The sequence below is a fragment of the Burkholderia sp. BE12 genome, assembly GCF_002959955.1.
In the GTDB taxonomy this organism is placed as follows: Bacteria; Pseudomonadota; Gammaproteobacteria; order Burkholderiales; family Burkholderiaceae; genus Burkholderia.
The window spans coordinates 116383-130841 of record NZ_PREY01000013.1 but is presented as its reverse complement, the minus strand read 5'-3'; the positions used below and the strand labels follow the sequence as shown (position 1 = coordinate 130841).

Here is a 14459-nt window from a genome sequence, read left to right as displayed (position 1 = left end):
GCGGCGCGGTCGTACGCCGGGAGCGGCGACGCGGAGCAGCACGCATGCGCCGACGGCACGCGGCCGGCCGGCGCGCGGCGTCGCTCAGACGCTCGCCGTCTGGCGGATTTCCTGCAGCAGGTAGCCGAAACCGCGCACCGTGACGATTTCGACTCGGCACTGTTCGAGTTTCTTGCGTACGCGGTGCACGTAGACTTCGATCGCGGTGTCGCCGAGATCGCCGCCGAAGTGCGTGAGGTGATCCTGCAACTGGGCCTTGCTGACGACGCGGCCGTGACGCAGCAGCAGCATCTCGAGCACCGCGAATTCGCGCGGCGACAGTTCGAGCGGCTTGTCGTCGTTGAAGATGCGGCGGTCGACGCCCGACAGGCGGACGCCGCCGAGCGACACTTCCGGACGCGGCATGTCGCTGTGCGGGCCGCTGCGGCGCATCACCGCGCGGATGCGCGCTTCGAGCTCGGCCGGCTCGAACGGCTTGAGCATGTAGTCGTCGGCGCCGGAGTTCAGGCCCTGGATCCGGTCGTTCAGCTCGTCGCGTGCGGTCAGCACGATCACGGGCGTGTGGCGGTTGGTCTGGCGGAAGCGCGTGAGCAGCGTCATCCCGTCGATGCCCGGCAGGCCGAGGTCGAGGATCACGAGTTCGTGGCGGTTTTGTGCCAGCGCCTGTTCGGCAAAAATGCCGTCATGCACCATGTCGACGGTGAAGCCAGCCTGCTCGAGGCTGCTCTGGATACCGCGTGCGATGGGGCGGTCGTCTTCGATCAGAAGGAGTCGCATGAAGTTCGCTCAAGTACAATGGGTTGGCGGTTCAGGCACGCGGACAGCACGAAGCCGTTTCCACAGGGGCGCCGCATCGCCTGACATCAAGCATGGCGGCCAGCGAACGATTAGATCCAATCATGTCCGATATTTCGATCCACGACCTAGAAGCCGCGATCAATTTCTGGCGCGCCCGCTCGCCGTCGAGCGGCGACGAACTCAAACTCTGCGAAGAGGCCAGCGCGCTCTCCAAGCCGTATGCGCTGCTGATTGTACAGCGCGAAAGCGCGCTGCAACTGGAAGGTTTAGACCCCAAGGCGCGGAAAGCGTACGAGACTTACGCGCGCCTTAAGGATGGCTTGGAAAGCTGAAGGCTTTCGCTGAGTACATCCTAGAAAACGTTTAGCGAAATGAAAAGTTGACGCGCCGCGCATCGAAAAGACGCGCGGCGGTAGAGGCGGGACTCAGGCGCCCGGTTGCGCGTGCGCGGCGGCGCCGTCGATGAACCGCGCGAGTTCGATGTCGCGCTCGGTCAGGCCGTCGGCGTCGTGGGTCGACAGCGTGACGTCGACGCGGTTGTACACGTTGAACCATTCCGGATGGTGGTTCATCTCCTGCGCCTTGATGGCGACACGCGTCATGAAGCCGAATGCCTCGTTGAAATCGGCGAAGCGCAGGCGGCGCTGGATCGCGTCGCGGCCCGGCACGGCCGTCCATAGCGGCAGGCCTTCGAGCCGGGTCTTGCGTTCTTCGGATGTGAGCTTGTGGATCATCTTGCACCTCTCGTTCGGTAACGGCGCCCGCGCACGGCTGCGCCGCGCGGCGCAGCCGGCATCGTTCATTGTTTCATAGTTGCGCAAAGGGTGACGGGCGACGGGCGGCCGGCGGCCGGCGCCGCGGCGCCGGCGTGTCATGCGTCACGCGTCGTCGTCGGGCCAGCCTTCGCCCGTGCCGCGATGCAGCACGCGGTCGGTCTCGAGCACCGCGCCGGCCGCGAATTCGGGCAGCGCCGCGAGCCGGTCGGCCAGTGCGCGGCCGTCGACGTCGGCGAGCGCGAACAGCTGCGCGAAATCGTCGATCACGAAGTAGGTCTTCTGGAACGTGTCGATCCGGTACTTCGTGCGCATCACGCGCTCGAGGTCGAACCCGAGCCGGTTCGGCGCCGCGCTTTCGAGGCTGTACAGGCTTTCACCCTTGCTCGACACGATCCCGGCGCCGTAGATCGACAGCCCGTTGGTTCCGCGCGGGTCGCGGATCAGCCCGAATTCCACCGTATACCAATAGAGGCGCGCGAGCCGCGCCAGCGCCGCTTCGTCGTCGGCGACCGCGAGCGCGGTGCGGCCATACGCCTGCATGTAGTCGGCGAACACCGGATCGATCAGCAGCGGCACGTGGCCGAACAGGTCGTGGAAGCAGTCGGGTTCCTGCAGGTAGTCGAGCTGGTCGAGACGGCGCATCCACCAGGTGACCGGAAAACGCCGGTTCGCGAGGTGTTCGAAGAACACGCGGTCGGGCACGAGGCCCGGCACCGCGACGATTTCCCAGCCGGTCACGGGCTTCAACTGGCGGTTCACGTCGGCGAACGACGGTACGCGATCGACCGGCAGCTCGATCTTGCCGAGCCCGGCGACGAATGCATCGCACGCGCGGCCGCGCAGCAGGGCCGACTGGCGCGCATAGAGTTGCGTCCACACCGCGTGGTCGACCTGGCCGTAGCGCTGCAGCGGCTGGTCGATGGTGAAATCGGCGCGGGTTTCGAGACCCGCATCGAACTGCTCCTGCAGTTTCGCGGTGACGACGGTGGACATGATCAGGCTCTGCACGCTGGGATTGGGACCATGCAAGTGTAGAGCGGGCCGCGCGCGGAATGGGCGCATAGTTGGCGTTGAATCGCATAATTATGCGATAATCTCGCATTAAATCACGAATCAATGCGGAGAATGCTCATGCTGGAACTCGATCACTTCGATCTCGCGCTATTGGACGTGCTGCAGCGCTTTGGTCGCGCGACGCATCAGCAACTGGGCGAGGAGGTGCCGCTGTCGCCGTCGCAGATCGGCCGCCGGCTGCAGCGGCTCGAGGCGGCCGGCGTGATCGAAGGCTACCGCGTGATGCTGCGGCCCGAAAAGCTCGGGCTCGGCGTGACCGCGTTCACGAGCCTGAAGCTCAAGCATCACGGCGATTCGATCATCGAGCAGTTCCAGCAGCAGATCGACGTGCTGCCGGAAGTGCTCGAATGCCATGCGGTGGTGGGCGATGCCGACTACCTGCTGCGGATCGTCGCGCCGGATCTCAACGCGCTGTCGCAGTTCGTGATGAAGAAGCTGATGCGGGTACCGGGCGTCGACAGTGTGCGCTCGAACATCGTCCTGACGACCTTCAAGCGCAACGGCGCACTGCCGCTCGCGCATCTGACGCCCGGCGCCGCGTGACGGGGAGGGGCCGCGGCACGGGCGCCGGGGGCGTCCCGTGCGGGGCGCCATCGGTGGGGCCGGATCAGGCCGTTTCGGGTTGGGTGTCGGCGTTCAGCAGATCGACGTACGCGACCGCGACGAGATCGTCCTGCGCCACGCCGAGCTTCGTGAACACCTCGTGCGCTTCGGCTTCGCCGCCGGCTTCGTCGTCGTCCGGGCCGAGCACGACTTCGAGCTCGATGAAATCGCCGAGGCCGTCGACGCGGTCGAGGTGGATGCGCGTACGGCCCGCGAGGTACACGTGCCGCTCCTTCGTCACGATCCCGCGCGTGGTCAGTGCGGTCGCGAGCAGCGAATGCATCGCGTCGGGGTTCGTTACCGGGCTGCGCGTGTAGTACGACGCCTTCGGGCCGTCGCGGTCGTCGCGCTGATAGAAAATCAACTCGGCCGGCGTGCCGTCCTCGAAGCGGCGCAGCTTCAGCCGGCCGCGCGGCACGTCGTAGAAGAAATCCTGCTGGCGGTAGAACAACGGTGCTTCGGTCGCGAGCTGAGCCGCCTGTTCGCGCAGCCGGTCGAATTCGCGGGCGCGGGCTTTGATCTCGATGTTGCGGGCCATGCGGGTCTCCTTCAATCGGGGTCTCGCGGTGTGCGAACGCACAATCTAGCAAAAAGCCTGCAACGATGGCGTGACGACCGGACGGGACGCGGCGACACGACGCGGGAGCGGGCGATCCGGTCCGTCACGGCGATCCGCGGAATGCGTCAGGCGGCGAAACCCGATGCGCAACCGGCCGCATCGACATCAGCAACGCTCATATCGCCCACTGCGTTTCGATCAACCGCAGCGCGGCCGCGATCGCCGGTTCGTCGCGCCGCTCGGCGAGCGTCACGAACGTCAGTTCGGTCGGCACCGTCACGCGCTCCACGATCGTCAGCGCATGCGCGTGCGCTTCGGCCAGCGCGGTCGAATCGCGCGCGAGCGTCAACCCGATCCCCGATTTGACGAGGTCGAGCATCGATTGCTCCTGGTCGACCTCGGCGACCTTCACCGGCTGTGCGCCGGCGTCGGCGAAACGCCGCGACAGCAGCCGGTGGTGCGCGGACGCCGGCGGCGTCCAGATCCACGGCAGCGCGGCGAGCGCGCGCCAGTCGTGCGCGCGCTGCACGCGCTCCTTCCAGCCGGCGGGCGCGAGCACGCGGTACTGGAAATGCGTGAGCGTGAGGGTGTGGAACAGCGCGCCGTCGAGCGGATCGTCCTCGCCCGGCCGGCCGATGTAGTAGCCGACGTCGAGCGCCCGCGCGCGCACCTGTTCGATCACCCAGCCCGACATCCCGTGCCGCAACGCGGTCTCGATCTGCGGATGGGTCTCGACCAGCGCGCGCAGGAAGCCGCCGAGCCGCAGGAACCCCGGGTCGAGGATCGTGCCGATCCGCAGCCGGCCGCGCACCTCGTGCCGCAGCGCGGCTGCGGCGCGCTGCACGTCGGCGGCCGCGGCGAGCGCGCGTTCCGCGTGCGGCAGCAGCGTCTGGCCGTCGCGCGTGAGCGCCAGGCCGCGCGACGTGCGCGTGAACAGCGCGACGCCGAGCGTTTCCTGCAGATGCTTGATCTGCAGGCTGACGGCCGGCTGCGTGAGGTGCAACTGCGCCGCGGCGCGCGTCAGATTGCCTTCGCGCGCGACCGTCGCGAACGCGCGGAGCAGGGTGAGATCCATCGTCGTGATATGAGCGTAGCTTATAACGCGGTTCAGCATAACTCATTGGATCGGCGGCCGGGCGCGGGAGTACGCTTCATCGGGTCGTGCGCGGGGGCAGCAGGCGCGGTGCTACGCGACGCACTATGCTGAAAAGGCGCGCGGCATCGCGCCGCGCGGTGCAATAACAAAGAGGTTTGGAGCCGAGTGAGCGCTGAAGCGCCAACTTGGGTCGACCGCCGTGGGGATGGAGTAAGCCGCTGAAGCGGCAACTCCGTCCAGCCACGCCATGGGACCCGAGTAAGTGCTGAAGCGCCAACTTGGGTCGACCGCCGTGGGGATGGAGTAAGCGCTGAAGCGCTAACTCCATCCAACCACGCCATGGGACCAGCGTAAGCGCTGAAGCGCTAACGCTGGTCGACAGGAGACAAGCAGTGACTACTCAACGCACGCTCGAGGGCGAATTCGACTACGTGATCGTCGGCGCAGGCACCGCGGGCTGCGTGCTCGCGAACCGCCTGACCGAGGATCCCGACATCCACGTGCTGCTGCTCGAAGCAGGCGGCAAGGACGACTATCACTGGATTCATATCCCGGTCGGCTATCTGTACTGCATCGGCAACCCGCGCACCGACTGGCTGTACAAGACGCAGCCCGAAGCGGCGCTCAACGGCCGGGCGCTGTCGTATCCGCGCGGCCGCGTGCTCGGCGGCTGCTCGTCGATCAACGGGATGATCTACATGCGCGGCCAGCGCGAGGACTATGACGACTGGGCGCGGGAAACCGGCGACGCCGGCTGGTCGTGGGACAGCGTGCTGCCGATCTTCAAGCGCAGCGAGGATCACCATGCGGGCGCGAGCGACGCGCACGGGGCGGGCGGCTACTGGCGCGTCGAGAAGCAGCGGCTGCGCTGGGAGATTCTCGAATCGTTCGCGCAGGCCGCGCAGCAGACGGGCATCCCCGCTACCGACGATTTCAACCGCGGCGACAATGCCGGGGTCGGCTACTTCGAAGTGAACCAGAAGCGCGGCGTGCGCTGGAATACGTCGAAGGCGTTCCTGCGGCCCGCGATGGCGCGCCCGAACCTGACCGTGATCACCGGCGCGCACGCGCAGCGCGTGATCTTCGACGGGCGGCGCGCGGTCGGCGTCGAATACCACGGCGGCGGCACCGATTACGTCGCGCGGGCGCGGGCGGAAGTGCTGCTGACGTCGGGCGCCGTGAATTCGCCGCAATTGCTCGAACTGTCGGGCATCGGCGACGGTCGGCGGCTGCAGGCGCTCGGCATCGACGTCGTGCAGGACCTGCCGGGCGTCGGCGAAAACCTGCAGGATCACCTGCAATTGCGGATGGCGTTTCGCGTCGACGGCGTGCGCACGCTCAACACGCTGTCCGCGCACTGGTGGGGCAAGCTGATGATCGGCGCCCAATATGCGCTGCTGCAGCGCGGGCCGATGTCGATGGCGCCGTCGCAACTGGGCGCATTCGCGAAATCTGACCCGGACGATCCCGCACTCACGCGCCCCGATCTCGAATACCACGTGCAGCCGCTGTCGCTCGAACGCTTCGGCGAGCCGCTGCACGGCTTCAACGCCTTTACGGCGTCGGTCTGCCATTTGCGGCCGACGTCGCGCGGCAGCGTGCACGTCACGAGCGCCGATCCGGGTAGCGCACCGTCGATCGCGCCGAACTACCTGTCGACCGATCACGATCGGCACGTCGCCGCGAACGCGCTGCGTCTCACGCGCCGGATCGCGTCCGCGCCGGCGCTCGCGCGCTATCGTCCCGAGGAAATCCTGCCGGGCACGCAGTACCGGACCGAGGCCGAACTGATCGATGCGGCCGGCGCCGTCGGCACGACGATCTTCCACCCGGTCGGCACCTGCCGGATGGGGCGCGCCGACGACGAGCGCGCGGTGGTCGACAGCCGGCTGCGCGTGCGCGGCGTCGCCGGGCTGAGAATCGTCGATGCGTCGGTGATGCCGTTCATCACGTCGGGCAACACCAATTCGCCGACGCTGATGATCGCCGAGCGCGCGAGCGACATGATTCGTGCCGACCGCCGTGCGGCGCGCGAAACGACGTCGGTGCGAACCGAGGCCGCGGTGACGGCTGCATGACGGCCCGCTGACACGCGCGCCAGCGCGCCGTCATGCACACCCGCTGATTCGCTATGCGAAGCATGGCTGACGTCGCTTCTGCTCGAACGGCAAGATCCGTGCAAGCCGCGCCGTCGCGCGGCTTTTTTCGGCGCGCGTGCCATGTCCTGCAGCAGGTCAACGCGTGATGATGCACGTATCAAAAAAGCGTGGAGAAAAACCGCACGCAGTCGCGTCCGATATGGCGGCCACCCCTATAAGTGCAAATCCCGATGATTGCACTGCACCAACGGCGCGACAATGTTGCGCAATGTGCATACGCGTCGGCGCGGGAGACCACCCTCGAGGCGTACCACGGCGCCCGGGGGCAGCCCGCTGATCCGCTGACCTGTTCGCGGCCGCTTGCGCCAGGCTTCCCGGTGCTTCGCCTGACTTCGTACGGAAGGGAACATGATTCTCGGCGACACGATTCTGGAAACACGCGGACTGACGAAGGAATTCAGGGGCTTCACCGCCGTGAACGGCGTCAACCTGCGTGTGCGGCGCGGTGCGATCCATGCTTTGATCGGGCCGAACGGCGCGGGCAAGACCACCTGTTTCAACCTCCTCACCAAATTTCTGACGCCGACGGCCGGCCAGATCGTCTTCAACGGCATCGACATCACCGACGAGCGGCCCGCGCAGGTCGCGCGGCGCGGCATCATCCGCTCGTTCCAGATCTCGGCCGTATTCCCGCACCTGAGCGCGCTGCAGAATGTGCGCATCGGCCTGCAGCGGGCACTCGGCACCGAATTCCATTTCTGGCGCAGCGAACGCACGCTGAAGCGGCTCGACGATCGCGCGATGGACCTGCTCACGCAGGTCGGCCTCACCGATTTCGCGCACGTGCCGACCGTCGAGCTGGCCTACGGCCGCAAGCGCGCGCTCGAGATCGCGACGACGCTGGCGATGGAGCCCGAACTGATGCTGCTCGACGAGCCCACGCAGGGGATGGGCCACGAGGACGTCGACCGCGTGACCGCGCTGATCAAGAAGGTCGCGAGCGGGCGCACGATCCTGATGGTGGAACACAACATGAACGTGATCGCGGGGATCTCCGACACGATCACCGTCCTGCAACGCGGCGAGGTGCTGGCCGAAGGCTCGTATGCGGAAGTGTCGAAGAATCCGCTCGTCATCGAGGCCTACATGGGCAGTGCCGACGCGGCGCTCGCGGGGGCGCACGCATGAAGCACAGCGAACGGGAGGAACGCGAATTGAGCGGCGTCGAGAGCGGTACGCCTGCGCTGGAGATCACGGGCCTGGAGGCCTGGTACGGGGAATCCCACATATTGCACGGTGTCGACCTGACCGTGCATCGCGGCGAGGTCGTCACGCTGCTCGGCCGCAACGGCGCGGGCCGCACGACGACGCTGCGCGCGATCATGGGCCTCACGGGCCGCCGCAGCGGGTCGATCAAGGTCGCGGGCCACGAGACGATCGGCCTCGCGACGCACCGCATCGCGCATTACGGCATCGGCTACTGCCCGGAGGAGCGCGGGATCTTCTCGAGCCTGTCGTGCGAGGAGAACCTGATGCTGCCGCCGCTGATCGGGCCGCGCGAGCACGCGATGTCGCTCGACGAGATCTACGCGATGTTCCCGAACCTCGCGTCGCGCCGGCAGAGCCAGGGCACGCGGCTGTCCGGCGGCGAGCAGCAGATGCTCGCGGTCGCGCGGATCCTGCGCACCGGCGCGAACCTGCTGCTGCTCGACGAGATTTCCGAAGGCCTGGCGCCGGTGATCGTGCAGACGCTCGCACGGATGATCGTCGCGCTGAAGGCACGCGGCTACACGATCGTGATGGTCGAACAGAATTTCCGCTTCGCCGCGCCGCTCGCCGACCGCTTCTACGTGATGGAGCACGGCAGCATCGTCGAGCATTTCCGCGCATCCGAACTGGAAGGCAAGATGCCGACCCTGCACGACCTGCTCGGGGTGTGACGCCGCCCCGTTTCCCTTGCCGCTAGCCGTGGCGGCCCTCGAACAACCACAACGCATCAGAACAACAGGAGACGTCAATGAAAATGAAGACCCTCGCACAGGCCTGTCTCGCGCTCGCGACCGCCGCGTTCACCGCCGGCGCCGCCCACGCGGCGGATACCGTGAAGATCGGCTTCATCACCGACATGTCGGGGCTTTACGCGGATATCGACGGGCAGGGCGGTCTCGAGGCGATCCGCATGGCGGTCGCGGACTTCGGCGGCAAGGTGCTCGGCAAGCCGATCGAGGTCGTCTATGCCGATCACCAGAACAAGGCCGACATCGCCGCGTCGAAGGCGCGCGAATGGATGGACCGCGGCGGGCTGGACCTGCTGGTCGGCGGCACGAACTCGGCGACCGCGCTGTCGATGAACCAGGTCGCGGCCGAGAAGAAGAAGGTCTACATCAACATCGGCGCGGGCGCCGACACGCTGACCAACGAGCAGTGCACGCCGTACACGGTCCACTACGCGTACGACACGATGGCGCTCGCGAAGGGCACCGGTTCCGCGGTGGTGAAGCAGGGCGGCAAGACGTGGTTCTTCCTGACGGCCGACTACGCGTTCGGCAAGGCGCTCGAGAAGAACACCTCGGACGTCGTGAAGGCGAACGGCGGCCAGGTGCTCGGCGCGGTGCGTCACCCGCTGTCCGCGTCGGATTTCTCGTCGTTCCTGCTGCAGGCGCAGGCGTCGAAGGCGCAGATTCTCGGCCTGGCGAACGCGGGCGGCGACACGATCAACTCGATCAAGGCCGCGAAGGAGTTCGGCATCACGAAGACGATGAAGCTCGCCGCGCTGCTGATGTTCATCGACGACGTGCACAGCCTCGGCCTCGAAACGACGCAGGGCCTCGTGCTGACCGACAGCTGGTACTGGAACCGCGACGCGGCGTCGCGCCAGTGGGCGCAGCGCTACTTCGGCAAGATGAAGAAGATGCCGTCGAGCCTGCAGGCGGCCGACTACTCGTCGGTGACGACCTACCTGAAGGCCGTGCAGGCCGCCGGGACGACCGACTCCGACAAGGTGATGGCCGAGCTGAAGAAGATCAAGATCAGCGACTTCTACGCGAAGGGCTATATCCGCCAGGACGGCAGCATGATCCACGACATGTACCTGATGGAAGTCAAGAAGCCGTCGGAATCGAAGGAGCCGTGGGACTACTACAAGGTGCTCGCGACGATTCCGGGCGAACAGGCGTTCGGCACCAAGCAGGAAACGCGCTGCGCGCTGTGGAAGTAAGCATCGCCTAGCGGCGCGCACGGGCGCGCCGCACGGTGGCGGCTGCAGCGATGTGCCCGCTGCGCCGCCCGCGTGCGCGATGCATGAACGTTGCGCACGCAACGAAACTCATTCTGACGGCTAAGTCGATGGAAATCTTTGGCATTCCGTTGCCGGCGATGCTGAGCCAGTTGCTGCTCGGGCTCGTCAACGGCTCGTTCTACGCGATCCTGAGCCTCGGGCTCGCGGTGATCTTCGGGCTGCTCAACGTGATCAACTTCGCGCACGGCGCATTGTTCATGCTGGGCGCGATGCTCGCGTGGATGGGCCTGTCGTATTTCGGGCTGCCGTACTGGGCGATGCTCGTGCTGGCGCCGGTGCTCGTCGGCGCGTTCGGGATCGCGATCGAGCGCTCGATGCTGCGCTGGCTGTACAAGCTCGATCACCTGTACGGGCTGCTGCTCACGTTCGGCCTCACGCTGGTCGTCGAAGGCGTGTTCCGATCGATCTACGGGTCGTCCGGCCAGCCGTACGACGTGCCGTCGCAGTTGTCCGGCGCGACCAACCTCGGCTTCATGTTCCTGCCGAACTATCGCGCGTGGGTCGTCGTCGCGTCGCTCGCGGTGTGCCTCGCGACGTGGTTCGTGATCGAGAAGACGCGCCTCGGCGCGTACCTGCGCGCGGGCACCGAGAACCCGAAGCTCGTCGAGGCGTTCGGCGTGAACGTGCCGATGATGATCACGCTCACCTACGGCTTCGGCGTCGCGCTCGCCGCGTTCGCGGGCGTGCTGGCCGCGCCCGTGATCCAGGTGTCGCCGCTGATGGGCCAGCCGATGATCATCACCGTGTTCGCGGTGGTCGTGATCGGCGGGATGGGCTCGATCCTCGGCTCGATCGTCACGGGCCTGCTGCTCGGCGTGATCGAGGGCTTCACGCGCGTGTTCTATCCCGAAGCGTCGGCCACCGTCGTGTTCGTGATCATGGCGATCGTGCTGCTGTTCCGCCCGGCGGGCCTCTTCGGCAAGGAAAAATGATGCAGAGAAAAGTGCTCTACGGCGTGCTGCTCGCCGCACTGCTCGCCGCGCCGTTCATCGGCGCGTATCCGGTGTTCGTGATGAAGGTGCTCACCTTCGCGCTGTTCGCGGCCGCGTTCAACCTGCTGATCGGCTATACGGGGCTGCTGTCGTTCGGCCATGCGATGTTCCTCGCGACGGCTGGCTATGCGACCGGCTATTCGATACAGACGCTCGGTTTCACGCCGGAGCTCGGCGTGCTGGTCGGCACCGTCGCCGCGACGCTGCTCGGGCTCGTCGTCGGGCTGTTCGCGATCCGCCGGCAAGGCATCTACTTCGCGATGATCACGCTCGCGTTCGCGCAGATGGTCTACTTCATTTATCTGCAGGCGCCGTTCACGCACGGCGAGGACGGCCTGCAGGGCGTGCCGCGCGGACGCCTGTTCGGGCTGCTCGACCTGTCGAACGACGTCGCGCTGTACTACGTCGTGCTGGTGGTGGTCGTGGCCGCGTGCGCGTTCATCGTGCGGGTCGTCCATTCGCCGTTCGGCCAGGTGCTCGTCGCCATCAAGGAGAACGAAGCGCGCGCGATCTCGCTCGGCTACGACACCGACCGCTTCAAGCTGCTCGCGTTCATCCTGTCGGCCGGGCTCGCGGGGCTGGCCGGCTCGATGAAGGTACTGGTGCTCGGCTTCGAGACGTTGTCGGACGCGTACTGGACGATGTCGGGCCTCGTCGTGCTGATGACGCTCGTCGGCGGGATGGGCACGCTGTTCGGGCCGCTCCTGGGCGCCGCGTTGATCGTGGCGCTGGAAGACCGGCTCGGCGACATCGGCGAATGGCTCGCGTCGACGACGGGCGTTGCGTGGTTCCATTCGCTCGGCGAATCGGCGACGATCGTTACCGGCCTGATCTTCATCGCATGCGTGCTGGCATTCCGGCGCGGCATCGTCGGCGAGATGGTCGCGCGGATCAAGCCGTTGAGAGCCTCGTCGTGAGCCGGCCGTGCGCGTCGCCGCGAGTTGATGCGAAGCACCATCCGGCACGCCCGGGAAGGGCGTCGCAGCGGGTTGGGGCCGACGCCGCGCGGCACGCTGGTGCCCCATTTTCGTGCGGCGATGCACCATAGGGGTAAATGCTAAGTTGTCGTGGTGCTTAAGCCTCTTTAAGATTCACCTCAGTTCTGATGCACCGCGAAACGAATTTGCAGGTGGAGAACGAGGAGACAATCGAGGCACAAAGTGCCCGGACCCCAAAGCGCTGTTGGACGGAATCCAACAGCGCTTTTTCATTTGCGTGCACGGATTCCATCGATGGTGCATCGGCCCGCGTGACGGCCACTTCCCGCGTTTGCGTTCGCACCGCGTCTTTCCGCGCTTCGCGCGTCCCTCCGTTTTCCCTTTCCCGCGATCCGTTCGCAGACGATGCGCAATCCTGCACAGGCGCTCCGGGCTTACCCGGTTGGCGTGGGCGAAATGCGTCCGTTACACTCGGCTTTCGCCGACCGTGCGGTCGGGAAAATCGGTCGGCAGTTCTCCTACAAGCACAATGCAGAAGAGGGAGTACGGTTGGATGAGCAGCGCAGCGCGGTGGATCGGGGCAGGAGAGGCGGCGAGCGCCGTTCGTTCGTCATCGGGTGCGCGATGGGTCGTCGCGGCATTCCCGAGCCGCTCCGCGGCCTGGATGCGCGTCCAGACGCCCGCGCGGATCGTTGCGCTCGCATCCGTATCTGCATCCTCCTCATGAGCGCCCGGTTTTCCGACGTTTCATCGCACGCGTACTGGGCCGCATCGCGCCGGAACGGCGTGCGTTTCCGCCATCGTTGCGCACGCACCGATTTTCCGCGCGATCCCGCCTTTATTCGCCTTCTTCATCCTGACGACATTGCTGCTGCGCATCGTGATGGCCGAATGACCGTTTCGGCCGGCATGCGGCGCATGGGTGCAGCGTTTCACGGGAAAACGAGCATGGGCGCGGACGAGATGGATAATTAAGATATTAACTTGTTTTGGGGACCGGGAGCCGCCCGAGCGACCCGTGGTTTTTTCGAGCAGCGTTTGGAGACAACGTAAATGAAGATGAATCGATGGATGGAGGCCCTGCTTGCCGCGGGCCTCGTGTGTGCGGCGGCCACGGCGTCGGCGCAGGTCAAGATCGGCGTGACGCTGTCGGCCACCGGCCCGGCCGCCTCGCTCGGGATTCCGGAAAAGAACACGATCGCGCTGCTGCCGAAGGAAATCGCGGGCAAGAGCGTGCAGTACATCGTGCTCGACGACGCCTCCGACACGAGCCGCGCGGTGCAGAACGTACGCAAGCTGATCGACGAGGACCACGTCGACGCGATCATCGGCTCCTCCGTCACGCCGAACTCGCTCGCGATGCTCGACCCCGTGTCGCAAGGCAAGACGCCGACGATCTCGCTTGCGGCGAGCGCGCAGATCATCGCGCCGATGGACGCGAAGCGCGCGTGGATGTTCAAGGTGCCGCAGAACGATCAGCTGATGGCCGACGCGATCGCCGGCTACATGGCGAAGCACGGCGTGAAGACGGTCGGCTTCATCGGCTTCGCCGATGCGTACGGCGACAGCTGGTACAAGACGTTCGACGCGGCGGCCGCGAAGAACGGGCTGAAGCTGGTGTCGAACGAGCGCTACAACCGGACCGACTCGTCGGTGATGGGGCAGGTGCTGAAGCTGCTGGGCTCGAACCCCGATGCGGTGCTGATCGCGGGCTCCGGCACGCCGGCGGCGCTGCCGGCCAAGACGCTGAAGGAGCGCGGCTACAAGGGCAAGGTGTACCAGACGCACGGCGTCGCGAACAACGATTTCCTGCGCGTGTGCGGCAAGGATTGCGAAGGCGAGATCCTGCCGGCCGGCCCCGTGCTCGTGACCGATCAATTGCCCGATTCGAATCCGGTGAAGAAGCCGGCGCTCGGCTACAAGGCCGCGTACGAGAAGGCCTACGGTGCGGGTTCGTTGTCGACGTTCGGCGGCCATGCGTGGGATGCGGGGCTGCTGCTGCAGAGGGCGATCCCGGAAGCGCTGAAGAAGGGCCAGCCGGGCACCGAGGCGTTCCGCGAAGCGTTGCGCGCGTCGCTCGAAAGCGTGAAGGATCTGCCCGTCTCGCACGGCGTGATCAACACGACGGCGACCGATCACAACGGCTTCGACACGCGTGCGCGCGTGATGGTGCAGATCGTCGACGGCAAGTGGAAGTTGCAGGCCGAGTAAGCATCGCGTGAAACC

15 protein-coding genes are annotated in these 14459 nt (G+C 66.3%); 10 read left to right on the top strand and 5 right to left on the bottom strand.

The window, feature by feature from the left end; translation table 11 throughout:
* Positions 1–84: 84 nt before the first annotated feature.
* Entirely contained in the window at positions 85–777 is a 693-nt protein-coding gene (locus C4B30_RS16875) for a response regulator (protein ID WP_006401494.1), read from the bottom strand.
* Positions 778–899: 122 nt separating this feature from the next.
* Here C4B30_RS16875 and C4B30_RS16870 point away from each other — a divergent pair, with 122 nt between their 5' ends.
* Positions 900–1130, top strand: a complete 231-nt coding sequence (locus tag C4B30_RS16870) for a DUF3717 domain-containing protein (protein ID WP_027783141.1) — start codon at positions 900–902, stop codon at positions 1128–1130.
* A gap of 93 nt (positions 1131–1223) precedes the next feature.
* On the opposite strand, the gene C4B30_RS16865 is transcribed toward C4B30_RS16870, so the two are convergent.
* The gene (locus tag C4B30_RS16865; RefSeq protein WP_256980638.1) at positions 1224–1601 is read right to left on the bottom strand and encodes a 4a-hydroxytetrahydrobiopterin dehydratase; all 378 of its coding nucleotides are present in this window, start codon (positions 1599–1601) and stop codon (positions 1224–1226) included.
* A 75-nt stretch (positions 1602–1676) separates the two neighbouring features.
* Positions 1677–2567: a phenylalanine 4-monooxygenase gene (gene phhA / locus C4B30_RS16860; RefSeq protein WP_234015434.1), complete on the bottom strand. Its 891-nt coding sequence runs from the start codon at positions 2565–2567 to the stop codon at positions 1677–1679.
* Between the two features lie 138 nt (positions 2568–2705).
* Between phhA and C4B30_RS16855 the strand changes: the two genes are divergently transcribed.
* A complete protein-coding gene (locus tag C4B30_RS16855) occupies positions 2706–3191 on the top strand; it encodes an Lrp/AsnC family transcriptional regulator (RefSeq protein ID WP_199779073.1) in 486 nt (161 codons plus the stop codon).
* A 64-nt stretch (positions 3192–3255) separates the two neighbouring features.
* Here the strand turns inward: C4B30_RS16855 and C4B30_RS16850 are convergent, their stop codons facing one another.
* Together C4B30_RS16850 and C4B30_RS16845 are read right to left on the bottom strand one after the other, a co-directional pair.
* Entirely contained in the window at positions 3256–3789 is a 534-nt protein-coding gene (locus tag C4B30_RS16850; protein WP_027783144.1) for a class IV adenylate cyclase, read from the bottom strand.
* 196 nt (positions 3790–3985) lie between these two features.
* A complete protein-coding gene (locus C4B30_RS16845) occupies positions 3986–4885 on the bottom strand; it encodes a LysR family transcriptional regulator (protein WP_105132720.1) in 900 nt (299 codons plus the stop codon).
* 413 nt (positions 4886–5298) lie between these two features.
* Between C4B30_RS16845 and C4B30_RS16840 the strand changes: the two genes are divergently transcribed.
* The 8 genes from C4B30_RS16840 (at position 5299) to C4B30_RS16805 (ending at position 14444) form a co-directional block, all read left to right on the top strand.
* The gene (locus C4B30_RS16840) at positions 5299–6984 is read left to right on the top strand and encodes a GMC family oxidoreductase (protein WP_105132719.1); all 1686 of its coding nucleotides are present in this window, start codon (positions 5299–5301) and stop codon (positions 6982–6984) included.
* A 429-nt stretch (positions 6985–7413) separates the two neighbouring features.
* Positions 7414–8193, top strand: a complete 780-nt coding sequence (locus C4B30_RS16835) for an ABC transporter ATP-binding protein (protein ID WP_027783147.1) — start codon at positions 7414–7416, stop codon at positions 8191–8193.
* Entirely contained in the window at positions 8190–8945 is a 756-nt protein-coding gene (locus C4B30_RS16830; protein WP_027783148.1) for an ABC transporter ATP-binding protein, read from the top strand. The genes C4B30_RS16835 and C4B30_RS16830 overlap by 4 nt, the downstream gene beginning before the upstream one ends.
* Before the next feature lie 77 nt (positions 8946–9022).
* A complete protein-coding gene (locus tag C4B30_RS16825; RefSeq protein WP_027783149.1) occupies positions 9023–10222 on the top strand; it encodes an ABC transporter substrate-binding protein in 1200 nt (399 codons plus the stop codon).
* 128 nt (positions 10223–10350) lie between these two features.
* Complete coding sequence (locus C4B30_RS16820; RefSeq protein WP_027783150.1) at positions 10351–11235, top strand: branched-chain amino acid ABC transporter permease; 885 nt, start codon at positions 10351–10353, stop codon at positions 11233–11235.
* The gene (locus C4B30_RS16815) at positions 11235–12212 is read left to right on the top strand and encodes a branched-chain amino acid ABC transporter permease (RefSeq protein ID WP_199779072.1); all 978 of its coding nucleotides are present in this window, start codon (positions 11235–11237) and stop codon (positions 12210–12212) included. Before C4B30_RS16820 ends, C4B30_RS16815 begins: the two co-directional genes overlap by 1 nt.
* A gap of 426 nt (positions 12213–12638) precedes the next feature.
* Positions 12639–13208, top strand: coding sequence for a hypothetical protein (locus tag C4B30_RS35360; RefSeq protein WP_158683506.1), 570 nt, complete (start codon positions 12639–12641; stop codon positions 13206–13208).
* 78 nt (positions 13209–13286) lie between these two features.
* Entirely contained in the window at positions 13287–14444 is a 1158-nt protein-coding gene (locus C4B30_RS16805; RefSeq protein WP_105132717.1) for an ABC transporter substrate-binding protein, read from the top strand.
* Positions 14445–14459 lie beyond the last annotated feature (15 nt).